At 45.4% G+C, this 15011-nt stretch carries 12 protein-coding genes and 2 pseudogenes; 8 read left to right on the top strand and 6 right to left on the bottom strand.

Features of this window, described 5'->3' with window-relative positions; genetic code table 11:
* Nucleotides 1-228: pseudogene (locus PN470_RS01290) on the bottom strand (IS1/IS1595 family N-terminal zinc-binding domain-containing protein); the annotation flags it as partial.
* Nucleotides 229-732: 504 nt separating this feature from the next.
* Here PN470_RS01290 and cysK point away from each other — a divergent pair.
* The 6 genes from cysK to PN470_RS01260 all read left to right on the top strand — a co-directional run bounded on the left by cysK (nucleotide 733) and on the right by PN470_RS01260 (nucleotide 8743).
* Nucleotides 733-1713, top strand: coding sequence for a cysteine synthase A (gene cysK / locus PN470_RS01285; protein ID WP_272103431.1), 981 nt, complete (start codon nucleotides 733-735; stop codon nucleotides 1711-1713).
* A complete protein-coding gene (gene epsC, locus PN470_RS01280; protein ID WP_272103429.1) occupies nucleotides 1710-2669 on the top strand; it encodes a serine O-acetyltransferase EpsC in 960 nt (319 codons plus the stop codon). The genes cysK and epsC overlap by 4 nt, the downstream gene beginning before the upstream one ends.
* Before the next feature lie 78 nt (nucleotides 2670-2747).
* The gene (locus PN470_RS01275) at nucleotides 2748-3680 is read left to right on the top strand and encodes a family 2A encapsulin nanocompartment shell protein (RefSeq protein WP_002750434.1); all 933 of its coding nucleotides are present in this window, start codon (nucleotides 2748-2750) and stop codon (nucleotides 3678-3680) included.
* The gene (locus PN470_RS01270) at nucleotides 3646-5328 is read left to right on the top strand and encodes a family 2A encapsulin nanocompartment cargo protein cysteine desulfurase (RefSeq protein WP_272103427.1); all 1683 of its coding nucleotides are present in this window, start codon (nucleotides 3646-3648) and stop codon (nucleotides 5326-5328) included. Before PN470_RS01275 ends, PN470_RS01270 begins: the two co-directional genes overlap by 35 nt.
* 272 nt (nucleotides 5329-5600) lie before the next feature.
* Nucleotides 5601-8183 carry an SUMF1/EgtB/PvdO family nonheme iron enzyme gene (locus tag PN470_RS01265; protein ID WP_272103425.1) on the top strand — a complete coding sequence of 861 codons (2583 nt, stop codon included), beginning with the start codon at nucleotides 5601-5603 and terminating at the stop codon, nucleotides 8181-8183.
* A gap of 320 nt (nucleotides 8184-8503) precedes the next feature.
* Complete coding sequence (locus tag PN470_RS01260; RefSeq protein WP_002750429.1) at nucleotides 8504-8743, top strand: hypothetical protein; 240 nt, start codon at nucleotides 8504-8506, stop codon at nucleotides 8741-8743.
* Nucleotides 8744-8939: 196 nt separating this feature from the next.
* On the opposite strand, the pseudogene PN470_RS22080 reads toward PN470_RS01260, so the two are convergent.
* Together PN470_RS22080 and PN470_RS01250 are read right to left on the bottom strand one after the other, a co-directional pair.
* Nucleotides 8940-9272, bottom strand: a pseudogene (locus tag PN470_RS22080) (DUF5615 family PIN-like protein).
* Nucleotides 9262-9579, bottom strand: coding sequence for a DUF433 domain-containing protein (locus PN470_RS01250; RefSeq protein ID WP_002750425.1), 318 nt, complete (start codon nucleotides 9577-9579; stop codon nucleotides 9262-9264). Before PN470_RS01250 ends, PN470_RS22080 begins: the two are co-directional and overlap by 11 nt.
* Before the next feature lie 435 nt (nucleotides 9580-10014).
* Between PN470_RS01250 and dprA the strand changes: the two genes are divergently transcribed.
* Nucleotides 10015-11163: a DNA-processing protein DprA gene (gene dprA / locus PN470_RS01245; protein WP_103113155.1), complete on the top strand. Its 1149-nt coding sequence runs from the start codon at nucleotides 10015-10017 to the stop codon at nucleotides 11161-11163.
* 66 nt (nucleotides 11164-11229) lie between these two features.
* Here the strand turns inward: dprA and trxA are convergent, their stop codons facing one another.
* Nucleotides 11230-11586: a thioredoxin gene (gene trxA / locus PN470_RS01235; RefSeq protein ID WP_271935527.1), complete on the bottom strand. Its 357-nt coding sequence runs from the start codon at nucleotides 11584-11586 to the stop codon at nucleotides 11230-11232.
* A 377-nt stretch (nucleotides 11587-11963) separates the two neighbouring features.
* Here trxA and PN470_RS01230 point away from each other — a divergent pair, with 377 nt between their 5' ends.
* Complete coding sequence (locus PN470_RS01230; protein ID WP_272103422.1) at nucleotides 11964-13169, top strand: acetate kinase; 1206 nt, start codon at nucleotides 11964-11966, stop codon at nucleotides 13167-13169.
* A gap of 3 nt (nucleotides 13170-13172) precedes the next feature.
* Here the strand turns inward: PN470_RS01230 and PN470_RS01225 are convergent, their stop codons facing one another.
* Nucleotides 13173-13724, bottom strand: coding sequence for an anti-sigma factor family protein (locus PN470_RS01225; RefSeq protein ID WP_103113152.1), 552 nt, complete (start codon nucleotides 13722-13724; stop codon nucleotides 13173-13175).
* Nucleotides 13725-13837: 113 nt separating this feature from the next.
* A complete protein-coding gene (locus PN470_RS01220) occupies nucleotides 13838-14494 on the bottom strand; it encodes a sigma-70 family RNA polymerase sigma factor (RefSeq protein WP_002735181.1) in 657 nt (218 codons plus the stop codon).
* Nucleotides 14495-15011 lie beyond the last annotated feature (517 nt).

Genomic DNA, 15011 nt, shown 5'->3' with positions numbered 1-15011 from the left:
TCAGAGACGGTTTTATTAGTGGGATTGATCACAAACTGACGACCACATTCTTTACATTGACGTTTGGGTTTTCCATTATGAATAGAACCATTCTTGATCCTATGGTGAGAACCACAATTAGGACAGGGGAACGGAGGTGAACTAGGGGGGGGTACTTTGTTCGGTGCTAGACTGATATTTCAGTAAGCCAGACAGGAGCCAGAAAAAGAGATTTATCAGAAAAGTCATGATCAAGCTAGAGGTTTAAAGACTGATCGGGTTCCAATTATTTTTATTAATAAATATTTTACACAATTCATACCAGGTAAGCAAGAGAGCTACGCCACTACTACCGAATCATTACCGGTCTAGATTTTTGACTTCAATTTCTGTTGATTGATTCCTGGTCGAACAGTCCACTCGCCTCAGTTTTCCAATAATTCCTATTTTTTCATAATTAGGGGTTTCAAGACCCCCCTAGCTGGTGCCGAGAAAACCTTCACCAGCTAAGTATTTTTACTCAAGTCTCTGGAGGGGACAGCTTATGTGACAGTTGAGGGTGCGGAATGTGGGTTTGATTCTTCCACCTCAGCGGCCGACCCCGCTTGATTGTAAAGATTTGTTTAGCTTAACCAGAGGTTGATAGTGCGTAGGCTAAGATGAATTGCAAATGGATTCAAAATGAATTTCAAATGAATTCAAGATGAACCAATCTGGTGAACTGTCGTATTTTAATCATGGAGTTGCCATTTTGTGAGTAAGAAATGGTTCGCGGATAACAGTTTGTCGATCGGGCGGACTCCTCTAGTGCGCCTTAATCGAATCGTTGGCAACAATCACGCCACGGTTCTGGCCAAGATTGAAGGTCGCAATCCGGCCTATTCGGTCAAATGTCGTATTGGTGCGGCCATGATCTGGGATGCGGAACAACGGGGACTATTGGGGCCGGGCAAAGAACTGGTGGAACCCACCAGTGGCAATACAGGCATCGCCCTAGCCTTTGTAGCCGCCGCTAAGGGGATTCCCCTGACCCTGACTATGCCTGAAACCATGAGCTTGGAGCGGCGCAAACTGTTGCTCGCTTATGGAGCCAATCTGGTGTTAACAGAAGGGACTAAGGGAATGACCGGAGCAGTGGCAAAGGCAGAAGAAATTGCTGCGTCTAATCCCGATCGCTATGTGTTGTTGCAACAGTTCCGCAATGCTGCCAATCCCCGCATCCATGAGGAAACCACCGGCCCCGAAATTTGGCAGGACACAGACGGGGCGATCGATATTCTCGTGTCGGGTGTGGGAACGGGCGGAACCATTACGGGAGTTTCGCGCTATATCAAAAAAACCCAAGGAAAACCGATTTTATCGGTAGCGGTGGAGCCAGAAGCCAGCCCCATACTATCCCAAGCCCGGGCAGGTCAGCCCTTAAAGTCTGGCCCTCACAAAATTCAGGGCATTGGGGCGGGGTTTGTTCCCGAAGTTCTAGATTTATCCCTCGTGGATGGGATTGAAACCGTTTCCAACGAAGAGGCCATTCTTTATGCCCAACGGTTGGCCAAGGAAGAAGGGATTATCTCCGGCATTTCCTGCGGTGCCGCCGTCGCCGTCGCCGCTCGTTTGGCACAACAACCCGAACACCAAGGCAAAACCATTGTCGTGATTTTGCCAGATTCCGGAGAACGGTATTTGAGTTCCATCCTGTTCCAGGGGGTATTTAATGAGCAAGGGTTAGTGGCATGACGAGCGAGCATCCGAGCAGTTCTGGCGCTCTCTCCCAACCCACCTTGTCCTTGGATCTCGATGAAATTATCGCTCAATTGTCCAAACCTCGTGGCGAGTCGTTCCACAGTTGGTCTCAATCACGAAGCCATTTCCCCTTGCCCTCCCGTGAGGCCTTATTTCGGATTGTCGATCGACTGCGTGCCGTTCTTTTTCCCTATCACTTTGGCAATCCCGATTTAGGCGAAACATCCAGCCGCTATTTTATCGGTCATACGCTCAATGAAGTCTTGCAACTGCTGCATCACCAGGTTTGTCGCGAACAGTGGTTGCTGGGGTCGCAGTTGCACTGGTCGTCAGACCAGATTGAGAAGCACGCCCAAGGAACGGTACAAGCCTTTGCCACTCAATTACCCCATCTGAAAGCTCTACTGGAAACGGATATCACGGCGGCCTATCGAGGTGATCCGGCGGCCAGAAATTTAGATGAAGTATTGTTTTGTTACCCCGGGGTAACGGCAATCACTTATCACCGCATTGCCCATGCCCTGTATCGGTTGGACTCGCCCCTGTTGGCGCGGATTATCAGTGAAATTGGTCATTCCTTAACGGGGATTGACATTCACCCCGGGGCCTCGATCGGCAATAGCTTCTTTATCGATCATGGGACGGGGGTGGTAATTGGGGCCACCACGGTGATTGGCGATCGCGTGCGCCTTTACCAAGCGGTCACGCTCGGGGCGAAAAGTTTTCCCCGGGACGAATCGGGCAGTTTAATCAAAGGTCAACCCCGTCATCCGATTATTGAAGATGATGTGGTGATTTACTCAGGTGCAACGATTCTCGGTCGGGTAACTATCGGTCGGGGCGCCACCATCGGTGGAAATGTTTGGTTAACCCGCAGTGTGCCGCCGGGGGGTTTTGTCTCCCAGGCGCAACTACGACAGGAAATGTTTGATGACGGCTCGGGAATTTGAGGGGCTGTCCGGGCTGTGAATGTTCGGCCATAACAGTCGCTTTGTTACTTTTTTTTTTGAATTGGAGGATTTAACTCAATGACCTATACCCAAGATCATGAATTGCAACTGGCTTTGGGAGATGCTGCCGCTCGGCAGTTGGCCAATGCCACAAAGACCGTTCCTCAGTTATTGACCATTTCACCCCGGTGGTTCGTTCGCCTCTTGCATTGGCTACCCGTTGAAGCGGGGATTTATCGTCTCAATAAAGTCAGGGATGCCTCCCGGGTTGAGGTGGCCTGCTCTGAACGAGATGAGCGGGAGCTGCCCGAAACCTTTGTGGATTACGAAGAGACCCCCCGGGAGTATTTCTTGAGTGCGGTGAATACGGTACTGGATGTTCACACTCGCGTGTCCGATCTCTACAGCAGTCCCCACGATCAGATCCATGAACAATTGCGCCTGACGATTGAAACGCTGAAGGAACGTCAAGAAAATGAGTTGATCAACAACCATGAGTACGGATTGCTCAACAATATTGTTGATTCCCAGAAAGTGCAACCTCGCAATGGTGCGCCCACGCCGGACGATTTGGATGAGTTGCTGGTGAAGGTGTGGAAAGAACCGGCATTTTTCCTCGCCCATCCTAAAGCGATTGCGGCCTTTGGCCGAGAAGCAACCCGACGGGGTGTACCCCCTGCTACGGTGTCATTATTTGGCTCTCAGTTTATTACCTGGCGGGGCGTGCCTTTGATTCCTTCCGATAAGTTGGCTGTGAATGAACAAGGCAAAACCAATATTTTGTTATTGCGGGTAGGAGAAAGCCGTCAAGGGGTGGTCGGTCTCTATCAGCCCAATTTACCCGGTCAACAGGGAGTTGGCTTATCGGTGCGATTTATGGGGATTAGTCGCAAGGCGATCGCCTCTTACCTGGTCTCCCTCTACTGTTCGTTGGCAGTGTTGACCGACGACGCAGCGGCCGTACTGGAGAACGTTGATGTCAACCAATACCACATCTACGACTATGACTAACCCCGAACTGATCCCTGAAAAGGCGGGGGGGAATCTACCCTCTGTATCCCCGCCCACCACTGCCCCAACTGAGGTCGAGAACATTTCTCTTAACCCCTTATTTCAACCTGACCTTCTTGAGCATCTCGCCCAGACGATAATTCAAGAACTACAACGGCACGACCTTGGAGCGTCGCGGGCCAAGGGGTTGAGTCCAGACCGGGATGATCTGGTGCCATCCACCCCCGCAACTTCCCCAGCTGCTGTGGGCGAACGGCCCACAGTTCCCTTGGCTGTACCCTTAGCAACCCCCTCTTTCTACTTCATTGAGGAGTTAGAAACAAAAATCCCCGACCTTCCGGCGGTAGTGGCCAAGCCTGAACAGCTTGTTCAAGTCCCAGCGATCGATCCCCTTTTTGTCCCCCATGCCAGCGGGCGAAGCGTTCAACGACCCAGCTTCTTTGATGTTCATACCGTTCGCCTGGATTTTCCTATCCTGCAAGAACGGGTGAATGGCAAACCGCTGATCTGGTTCGACAATGCCGCAACAACTCAAAAGCCCCAAGCAGTCATCGATCGCCTCGTTCATTTCTACAGCCATGAAAATTCCAATGTGCATCGTGCCGCCCATGAATTAGCGGCCCGTTCCACAGATGCTTACGAAGCGGCCAGAGAAACGGTACGCCGTTTTCTCAATGCCTCATCTGCTAACGAAATCATTTTCGTGCGGGGAACAACGGAAGGCATTAATCTGGTGGCAAAAAGCTGGGGACAACAAACCCTGCAAGCGGGGGATGAGATTGTCCTCACCCATCTAGAACACCATGCCAATATTGTGCCTTGGCAGCAACTAGCCGCCCAAACGGGAGCAAAATTGCGGGTTGTCCCCGTCGATGACCACGGGCAGATTTTACTGGCAGAGTACCAACAATTACTCAACTCCCGCACAAAACTGGTGGCTTTTTCCCATGTTTCCAATGCCTTGGGAACCATTACCCCCGCCAAACAAATCATTGACTTGGCCCATCGGGTCGGGGCCAAAGTCTTGTTAGATGGCGCTCAATCGGTTTCCCACATTCCGATCGATGTTCAACAATTAGGGTGTGATTGGTTCGTCTTTTCCGGGCATAAAGTCTTTGGTCCCACAGGGATCGGGGTACTTTATGGTCAAGAAGACCTGTTGAATGCCACGGTTCCCTGGCAAAGCGGCGGCAACATGATCGTGGATGTGACGTTTGAGCGTACCGTGTATCAGGCGGCGCCCACTCGTTTTGAGGCTGGAACGGGCAATATTGCCGATGCCGTTGGCTTAGGGACGGCCTTGGATTATGTTCAGCAGATTGGTTTGACCACCATTGCCAATTATGAGCATGAACTTCTGGAGTACGCCACTGCGGGACTGACAACCATCCCGGGCCTGCGTTTGATTGGGACGGCAGCCGATAAGGCCGGCGTGCTTTCCTTTGTGCTAGAGGGATTTGATGTGGAAGTGATTGGACAAGCCCTGAATCGGGAAGGGATTGCCGTGCGGGCAGGCCATCACTGCGCTCAACCTATTCTGCGACGCTTTGGTCTCGAGGCAACGGTGCGCCCTTCCTTGGCTTTCTACAATACTAAAGCCGAGGTGGATGCGCTGGTGGCTGCGTTGGAACGTTTCCAACGCCAATAAACTGACGGTCATGGGTGGGGCAGCTTGTACACCTATTCCAGTTCTCCCTAAACTGCCACCTATTTAAAATGTATAGGAGGGTGGGGAGCGGGTTCTTCAAGTTGGATTGGGAGTTAATTATCTTATTAAAAACGGATTGGTCTGACTTTCCTAAAGAGGCAAAAGGGGGAATAAATAATCAGTTTTTAATAACCAGATTTAGTATAATTAGAACCACTTACTTAGGGTAATCTATTTTCTTCTCCCTTCTGTGTCACCTAAAAATAACTACCATGTCCGATTCTCCTGAATCTATCCGCAATACTAGCGTCAGCGATCAAGCTACTAATAATGATGCTCTCGGATTTGAGCCTTATGTAATAGCGATCGCTGAATTTTTGTTGCATGAGCAGACACAACCACCCCTAACTTTATCGGTTGAGGGAGAGTGGGGTAGTGGCAAGTCTTCTTTTATGAAAATGTTAGAGGAATATTTACGAAAAAAAGGAGGTCAGACGGTTTGGTTTAATGCTTGGCGACACGATAAGGCGGAGTCGGTATGGGCGGCTTTTGCACTGTCTTTTATTAAGCAGATTTCTACGCCCAAAAATTGGCGAGATTTGCCTCGAATTATCCTAGGATACTTTAAATTACAATTATTGCGTTTTAACTTAGAAAAAGGCTTATTTGAATTAATTAAAGCTTTACCATTAATAATTTTTGTGATTTGTGCCTCAATTGCCATTCCTTTTATTTTAATCATTTATGGAGTTGAAGGAATTAACGAATTAATCAGAGCAACAACCTCTCAAGATGTTTTTTGGAGCAAAATTAATTCAGTTGTTAAGTTATTATTTACTGCGGTCGGTTTAACCTTATCAGGAGCAGGTATTTTCGCTGGTATTAAGAGTTTATTGAGAAATTTTCAAAGGTTACTACAAAACCCCAAAAACAACCTAATTAAATATATAGAAGCCCCAGATTATAAAAAACAATCGGCATTTGTAGAAGAATTTCATGAAGATTTTGCTAAAATTGTCGATGCTTATATTGGCAATGATCGGGTATATGTATTTATTGACGATTTAGATCGTTGTGAACATCCAAAATCAGCGGACTTGATGCAAGCGATTAACTTGATGATTGCTGATGATCCTTCAGTGGTGTTTATTTTAGGAATGGACAGAGAAAAAGTAGCCGCTAGTTTAGCTGTCAAATACGAAAATATTCTCAAGTATTTACCGTCGGAAACCACAGAAATTGATCCTGATATTTTAGCGAGACGTAGTGCTAATAAAGGGTTAGCTTATGGTTATACCTTTATTGAAAAGTTTGTCCAGCTTCCCTTTTTAGTTCCCCAACCATCCCAGTCAGATTTTGAGCGTTTTTTGACTCAGCTTGCTACTTCAACTCCTCCCAATTTACAGCCAGCTAAACCTCATTTTACATTTTTTCAGTCATTCTGGGGTAAGTTTAAGTTAGCTTTACCCCGGAGAAATAATTCGCAAAAGCATCTCACTTCCCCAACAAGTAATCAGACAAGTGATTTAAACAACTCGTCTCCAGATAATCCTTCGATAGAATCCAAACAAACCGAAAAAGAGAAAGCACGAGCAGCTGTAATTAAGCGATTAGAGCGAGAGCGGAATGTCATTATGATGGTGGCTCCTGCATTGGATTACAATCCGCGACGGATTAAACAATTTATCAATGTCTTTCGTCTCAAGGTTTATATCGCTAATGAAACTGGTTTATTTTTTGAGAAGCGAGATGAGAATGATTATTTGTTAGAGCCTTCTTTGACTTTTGAAAAGTTAGGCAAATTTACTGCGATTAGTTTAAAATGGCCATTGTTATTATCAGATTTGGAAAATGATAAGCAAATTTTAGCAAAATTAGAAGAATTTGCACTAGATGAAGAAAAAAACAAAGAATATGAAGAGTCGATTCGCTATTGGGGTAGTCATACTAAGCTTAAAGCTTTAATGGCTTACGGTTATGAAAAATCGGCAGCTAACTCTAAATTTAGCTTGGCAGAGGTAAATGTTGATAAATTATTACAAGTATCACCCAAGGTAATTCGGTTACCTTATCAATCGCTTGTTTATACAGCTAGTGGGCCTATTCAACGAAAACAAATTTCCCAAGATATTACCTCATTACCTCCAGACTTTAACCTAGAAATGGTGGATATACCCGCTGGTAAATTTAACATGGGTTCTAATGAGTATGACCAGGAAAAACCGATACATGAAGTAATTATGCCAGCATTTCAGATAGGCAAATATCCTATCACCCAAGCACAGTATCAAGCAGTGATGGGAACCAATCCTTCCAGGTTTTCAGAAAATCCCCAGAACCCGGTAGAAATCATTAATTGGTTTGATGCTCAAGCTTTTTGTGAAAAACTGAGCAAGTTAACGGGAAAAAACTACCGTTTGCCTACAGAAGCAGAATGGGAATATGCCTGTCGCGCCGGTACAGAAACCCGATTTAGTTTTAGCGATGATGAAGATCAACTAGGAGATTATGCTTGGTTTAGTGGTAATTCAAATAATACAACCCATCCTGTTGGGGAAAAGCGACCTAATCCTTGGGGAATCTATGATATGCACGGCAATGTTTGGGAATGGTGTGCTGATCAACATCATGAAAGTTATGCAAGCAAACCAGACAATATTAAAGAAAATGGCAGTATTCCATGGACAGATAACAATATAACTAATGCGCCATCAAAAATACGGCGTGGCGGTTCGTGGTGCCGCGACCCTTTGGTCTGTAGTTCAGCGTATCGAGGCAAATGGTTTGCCGATGTTCGCCTCAAGGATTTCGGTTTTCGTGTTGTGTGCGATCTCCCCCAATCAGTTAACTGTTAACTTTTATCAGTTGGAAGCCACCATTGGCGCAATAATATTATTGTAGGGGCCAATTGCATTCGCCCTCTTTGAATAACTTTTGCTGCTCACCTATAGGTGAGGGAAAGTCACAAATAGGAGATGCAGCCGATAATTTTCTGGAAATATAGTCTTTAAACCCTTGTCTGGCAAAACTACAAGGAATAATCAGCACTAATTATCACACAAAATCGAGGAGAGCCATAGGGCGAGCCTGAGAATGGAGATCGCTGTAGTTAGCCATCACCGCTTTTTATGGTTACTTTAATGTTAGAATCGAATCACTTCTTTTAGGTTTTGCTATGCGTGCGATTGAAACCACTGGTATCCTCAATACTCAAGGACAAATTCAACTTGATCATCCTATTCCCCAAGAAAAAGATCGGTTTGTACGCGTCATTCTTTTGATGTCGGAGGATGAACTGAACGAAAAAAACTGGCTAGATGCCGTTTCCCATAACCCTAGCTTTGCTTTTCTGCAAGATCCCGAAGAAGATATTTATACCCTTAACGATGGACAACCTGTAACTAATGAAGGGTAAAATTGTATTAATTCAATTTCCCTTCGACGATTTATCTTCCAGTAAGGTTCGTCCTGCTTATTGCCTAACCAATCAAATTGGAGGCTATCAACATAACCCATGCCGCACAGGATTGTAATGAATATAATCACAGTGTAAAGATTCAATCTTGTAAATTGCGTTACCCAACCTACCTTTTTTCTCTGAATTATGATTTTTATAAAAACTCAACATTTTTATACATATAATCAGGCTCTAAACATTCCCAAATTAAAACTAAATTACTAATAATTTTGCCAATAGATTGACGTTGATGTGAATAAATAATCCCCCAATGCTCTAATCCCATTGAAGACAAAACCAGAAAATCATCATCAAAAGTAAAAATGACTCGGCCTTGCGATAAAGCATAAGCTAATTGTTCCTAATCGGAAGACCCCATCAGTCCTTTTTCTGGAGAAGTTGTAACATCAATCCCTCGCATTCTTAAACCTTTAGCGATCGCATTAGAGACGCTTTCATCTAGGTGAAACTTAAGCTTATTGGCCATTATTTCCCTTTAAAAGTTTTTCGACCAATGAAGGTTTATCCCCTTGTAACTGTTTAGCAAAATTTTCGCTGGATTCAATATCTTGGCGAATTTCTTCTCGATGATCATGGTAATAAGCTAAAGCTGCATAAACATCAGCTAAAGTAATCGTTGGATAATTATAAACAATTTCATCAGGACACATCGCCATTCTTTCATGCCAAATAACAATGTCTTGTACCTTAATACGATGTCCAGCAATACGAGGTTTACCGCCACAAACACCGGGTGTTACTTCAATATGCTGTTTAAGCACTAAAGATGACATAATAACTCATTTACTCTACTTCTAGATATCCTAGCATTTTTCTTGAAAAAACGCAACCACCGATCTTTTAGGATACGTTACCTAACGTGCCTTTTAATGTGAAACATTTTAGACATTTTCATATTATTATCCGTTACGCTATGCTAACATATTCTACTGTTACTGCTACAATTGGCTCCAAAGACCACTATAACCAACTAAAACCATGACTCAAGCCACTTTTGCAGAAATACTAGAAGCAACCGAACAACTTCCCCCAGAAGATCAAGAACAACTGATTCACATTTTAAAAAAGTGAAAGACATTAACGAGGCTCAACAATACCTCAACAACTAATGGAAAGTATTCCGGCATGATTAAAATAAATTAAGGTCATCTGGCCGCAGTCAGTTTTAACCGACTGAAAATATTACTTGGTTTGAGGAGCTTTTTAAATTGACAGACGAGCGCGTTTATTGGTTAGCATGGTCAAGTATTGCTGGAGTTGGGTCAATTTCCCTGAAGCGACTCTATCAGCATTTTGGCAGTGTCGCTGTGGCCTGGAATGCCTCCGATTCTGCGATCGCAGAAGGGGCGGGATTTGGCAAAAAGTTAATGGTAGCGGTACGGGAAGGGCGATCGCAAATTGACCCAGAAGCTCTTTTCGCCGAACATATCCAGAAAAACCCCCTTTTTTGGACTCCTAGCGACCCAGAATATCCCCGCTTTCTCTGGGAAATTCCCAGTCCTCCCCCCTTACTTTACTATCAAGGAAAGGTCAATTTAGAGGAAAATCAGGGAAATATCCCCACCGTCGCCATTGTGGGTACTCGTAACCCCACGGATCACGGCCGGCGCTGGGCGCGGCGCTTAAGTACCCTTTTGGCCCAACAGGGATTTACTATTGTTTCTGGTATGGCCGAAGGAATTGATGGCGAGGCACACCAAAGCTGTTTAAAAGCGGGGGGAAGAACGATTGCCGTCTTGGGAACGGGGGTCGATGTGGTTTATCCTAGTCGTCATCGGCAGCTACACGCGGACATCCAAAAGCAGGGTTTAGTCATTAGTGAACATCCTGCGGCAACTCAACCGAATAAAGCTCATTTTCCCAGTCGTAATCGCATTATCGCCGGTTTAAGTCGCGCGACTATTGTTATCGAGGCCCCCGAAAGGTCAGGCTCCCTGATTACGGCCAGTTATGCCAACGAATTTGGCGGCGATATCTATGCTTTACCCAATTCTCCCGATATTGCCACCGCTAGGGGTTGTTTACAACTGATTCATCAGGGAGCGGAAATTATCGTTTCTGAGGAGAAATTACTACAAATGTTGGGGGCAATTCCCACCGCGAACCAATCCGCACCGGTTAATCTCTCCCCTTCACTCCCTCCAGACACATCCCCGGTCGTTAATGCTGCTCCTCCAGCGAATCTAGAACCCAGACTAGAACAAGTGTATCAGTTATTTGACAGAGATGCCCTGTTGTTTGACATTATTGTTGAAAAAATGCAAATCCCCACCTCAGAAGTGGCGGGGATCCTATTGGAATTAGAATTAATCGGTTTAGTGACTCAGTTACCCGGTATGCGTTACCAGAAAACCTAGTTAACCCCCAAATGCTTATTTAGGGTATTAGCTAAAGTGGTTTTCGGTGCAGCCCCGACCACTAGATCAACTTTCTGACCCCTTTTGAGGATCATTCGGTTTCAGGAGTTTATTTAGGGTGGTAGCTAAAGTGGTTTTCGGTACAGCCCCGACCACCATATCAACTTTTTGACCTCCTTTGAAGATCATCAGAGTAGGAATACTGCGAATCCCATACTGACTAGCGATATTGGGGTTTTCGTCGGTGTTGAGTTTCACCACCTTGACTTGCCCTAGGAACATTTCGGCAATTTCTCCGACAACGGGAGCCACCATTCGACAGGGGCCGCACCAAGGAGCCCAGAAATCCACTAGGACAAGGTTGGCACTATCTAAAACTTCATCTTTAAAGGTGGCATCTGTAACGGCAGTAACCTCTGACATACTTAAGAAATCCTCTAGTAATCACGGTTATCTAGAATACGCAAAAATTCCATTCTAGAGATTCGTGGTGCGATGTTGACATTCCACTGGTGAAAAGGACGAGAACTAGCTCTAAATCCACTATAGAGGCCTTAACTTGCATCAGAGGTAGCTTCTTGGATTAATTTCACAAGGGGTATTCTTCTATTTTATAACCCTAGAGGCTCTATTTTGACTTTTTTTTGATAAAGTTTTGTAATATTGCCCGAGTCAGGGATGGGTGATCACAGCCGGATAAAATTTTCTTGAAGAAAAACCCGAAAAGTCAGCGATTTTATCTAGACTTAACCTGAGTTTGATTATGATCGCCATAGGCCACCTCCTAATTGAGCTTTTCTATGAAAATTCTGGTCTTAAATGCGGGATCGAGCAGTCAAAAAAGTTGTTTATACGATTTAGATATTCTCCCCTCCCATCCTCCCCAACCAATTTGGGCAGCGGGGATCGATTGGACAGTTAACCCTGATTACGCGGTTTTAACGGTAAAAGCTCAGGGAATTAAACAGGAAATTAATCTTTCTAGTCAGGATCGTCCGGCAGGAATTGCTCGGATGTTAGATACCTTAGTCACTGGCGAAACTAAGGTAGTAGCCAACCTCGCAGACATTAGTATAGTCGGTCATCGAGTTGTCCATGGTGGCACGGAATATTCCCAGGCAACTATGATCACTCCCCAAGTCAAAGAAACGATTAAAAAGCTGATTCCCCTGGCTCCTAGTCATAATCCCGCTCATTTAGAAGGAATTGAAGCGATCGAGCAAGTTTTCGGCGATGTTCCTCAAGTAGCAGTGTTTGACACCGCTTTTCATCGTTCTATCCCTCCCGAATCTTCTCTTTATCCCATTCCCTACCAATGGAGTGAACTGGGAATCCGTCGCTATGGTTTTCATGGCACCAGTCATCAGTACTGCTCCCAACGAGCCGCCGAATTGTTAGGAAAACCCCTGGAATCCTTGAAAATGGTGATCTGTCATCTGGGCAATGGTGCTTCCCTATCGGCAGTCAAGGGGGGTAAAAGTATCGATACTACTATGGGATTTACTCCCCTAGAGGGATTGATGATGGGAACCCGCAGCGGTTCGATCGATCCAGGGATTCTGATTTATCTAGAGCGAGAATATCAATATAATCCCGATAGTTTAAATAGTTTACTCAATAAAGAATCGGGTTTAAAGGGAATTTCGGGTATTTCTGGGGATATGCGGGCAATTACCACGGCGATGGCCGAAGGCAACCAGAGGGCAAAATTAGCATTTGAGATGTATATTCATCGTCTGAAAAGTTTAATCGGATCGATGATTGCTTCTCTGGAGGGGTTGGATGTCTTGGTATTTACGGCAGGAATCGGCGAAAATTCAGCTTTAGTACGGGAAAAAGCCAGTCAAGGCTGGTCTTTTTTGGGTTTAAAGTTAGATTTGGCTAAAAATGCCGCTCGTCCCCGGGATGAGGATATCGCCACCGACACATCTAAAGTACGCGTGATGGTAATTGCTACGGCGGAAGATTGGGCGATCGCACGAGAATGCTGGCATTTATCTCCATAGACCTTACCTTTGACCATTCTCTTTTGGTTGTTCCGTTGCGGGAATCTCTATAATCGGATGGTTGAGAGCAATCATCAAATGGTCTCCCTCTTGGCTAATACTGCTCGGACTGCTCGCCATTTGGGAGAGGGGATCATTGCGTCCCGAGACGAAGTAGGAGCCAACAGCGATCGCCATAGCGGTGAAAATCGCGCCACCATAAACATAATATTGCCGACGACGCTGACTATCGACTTTTCTGAACACCTGTTCTGCCAATCGGTCGCCGGCCATAGTAGCCGGTACGGGGATTTGCCTTAAATTAGTTTGTAATCCCAAGAGCTGCCGATAGAGTTTTTTAGCAGCAGCATCATAGTCCAACCAATGCTGAACTAGCTTCCTTTCCTCTACCGTTACTTCGTTATCAATATAGGCACTAATTAAATCGAAACGATGAGCTTCTTCGTTATCCTCATCTAAGAACAAAATATCCTCGGTTGCGGAGTTGCAATCGCTGTCATCGCGACGTAACAAAGACTTGATCCATTGAACGTCTTCGGGTTGATAATTATTCATGGTTGACCTCGACCAGAAGCGATCGGTATGCAATCACTTTTCACCAGCACGGAGCTAGTTAAATTTAACGACTCCTCACTTCGGCCGTTAGTGCCGAATCACCACAATATTCTTTAGCCTTCAGTAAAATAGGGCTGTAAAACAGATTGTAATTTAGCGCGAGCGCGAGCAATGCGAGATTTAACAGTTCCTAAAGAAACTCCCGTCATCTCGGCAATTTCTTCGTAGGCCATACCTTCAATTTCCCGGAGAATAATAGTTGTCCGAAAAGCTTCTGGCAAATCAGCGATCGCCGCTTGTAATTGATCGTAGAATTCGTGGGTGGTGAGATGTTCATCGGGACTGGGGTAATCGGACTCGATATCCCAATCGATTTCGCCATCTTCCACGCGTCGGGGAGCATCGAGGGAAATGGGGTGATTAACCCGCTTGCGTTTCCGCAATTCGTCGTAAAAAAGATTAGTAGCAATGCGACTTAACCAACCGCGGAACTTGAGGGGTTCATGGAGACGGTTAATATTGCGATAGACGCGAATCCAGACCTCTTGAGCCAAATCAGCGCGATCTTGCCAATCGGGAGCCAAATGATAGAGTAATTTATCAACATGAGCCTGATAGCGCCGCAGCAGTTCCGCAAAAGCTGCCCGATCCGGCTGACACCCTTCCTGACAGCGTGCAATTAGATCGTAGTTGGAGAGTTTGTCAGGGGACACGGGGTTTTGAGACTTTTTGGCCTCAAGTGACCAAGATGCTGGAATCGATTGACTCATGGGATTTCCTCAAGGGTATAAGCTCCTCACTCAGAGGTTGAGGACGGGAGAAGTCAGTAAAGGTTCCCGAAAATAAATAATTTTTTTCCCATGTTTTGATTCTAACTGATCGAACCGAGTTCCTGGACTGAGATTTGATCGGGGCATTCAATGTTTGACCTTCTTGTTCGACTACGGGGCTGAAAACCTTACTAAGCAGTACTAAGCAGTTATTTCAGCCACTGCATCCCTATTTGATGCCTAAACAGTTCCCACCTATGAGAAACGCTGTCACCGCCATCGAGAGCTAATTAGAACAAAATTACTAGACAAAAACAACCCACCAGAAAAAGGGGAAATAGCTGAAAAGCTTACGTAGCAAGGGATAGAAAAAAGATCAAAAAATTTTGCCAAAAGGGGTTGACAAACCTGGGGAAGTTAGATACATTGGTAAATGCGCGGTTGAAGCAAAGCGAAAGCGAAGCGAAACAAACGACGCTGGAACCTAGACAAAACAATAGTTTGAAAGCCAAGCAAA

Source organism: Microcystis sp. CS-574, from assembly GCF_028329095.1.
Classification (GTDB): Bacteria; Cyanobacteriota; Cyanobacteriia; order Cyanobacteriales; family Microcystaceae; genus Microcystis; species Microcystis ichthyoblabe_A.
The sequence above is the reverse complement of the archived record's forward strand: the minus strand, read 5'-3'. Positions and strand labels throughout refer to the sequence as shown.

Coding starts and splice junctions, on each gene's coding strand:
- PN470_RS01225 (WP_103113152.1), bottom strand. CDS start 13,724: ATGAATAATTATCAACCCGAAGACGTTCAATGGATCAAGTCTTTGTTA.
- epsC (WP_272103429.1), top strand. CDS start 1,710: ATGACGAGCGAGCATCCGAGCAGTTCTGGCGCTCTCTCCCAACCCACC.
- trxA (WP_271935527.1), bottom strand. CDS start 11,586: ATGTCAGAGGTTACTGCCGTTACAGATGCCACCTTTAAAGATGAAGTT.
- PN470_RS01220 (WP_002735181.1), bottom strand. CDS start 14,494: ATGAGTCAATCGATTCCAGCATCTTGGTCACTTGAGGCCAAAAAGTCT.
- PN470_RS01275 (WP_002750434.1), top strand. CDS start 2,748: ATGACCTATACCCAAGATCATGAATTGCAACTGGCTTTGGGAGATGCT.
- PN470_RS01230 (WP_272103422.1), top strand. CDS start 11,964: ATGAAAATTCTGGTCTTAAATGCGGGATCGAGCAGTCAAAAAAGTTGT.
- PN470_RS01250 (WP_002750425.1), bottom strand. CDS start 9,579: ATGTCATCTTTAGTGCTTAAACAGCATATTGAAGTAACACCCGGTGTT.
- PN470_RS01270 (WP_272103427.1), top strand. CDS start 3,646: ATGTCAACCAATACCACATCTACGACTATGACTAACCCCGAACTGATC.
- PN470_RS01260 (WP_002750429.1), top strand. CDS start 8,504: ATGCGTGCGATTGAAACCACTGGTATCCTCAATACTCAAGGACAAATT.
- PN470_RS01265 (WP_272103425.1), top strand. CDS start 5,601: ATGTCCGATTCTCCTGAATCTATCCGCAATACTAGCGTCAGCGATCAA.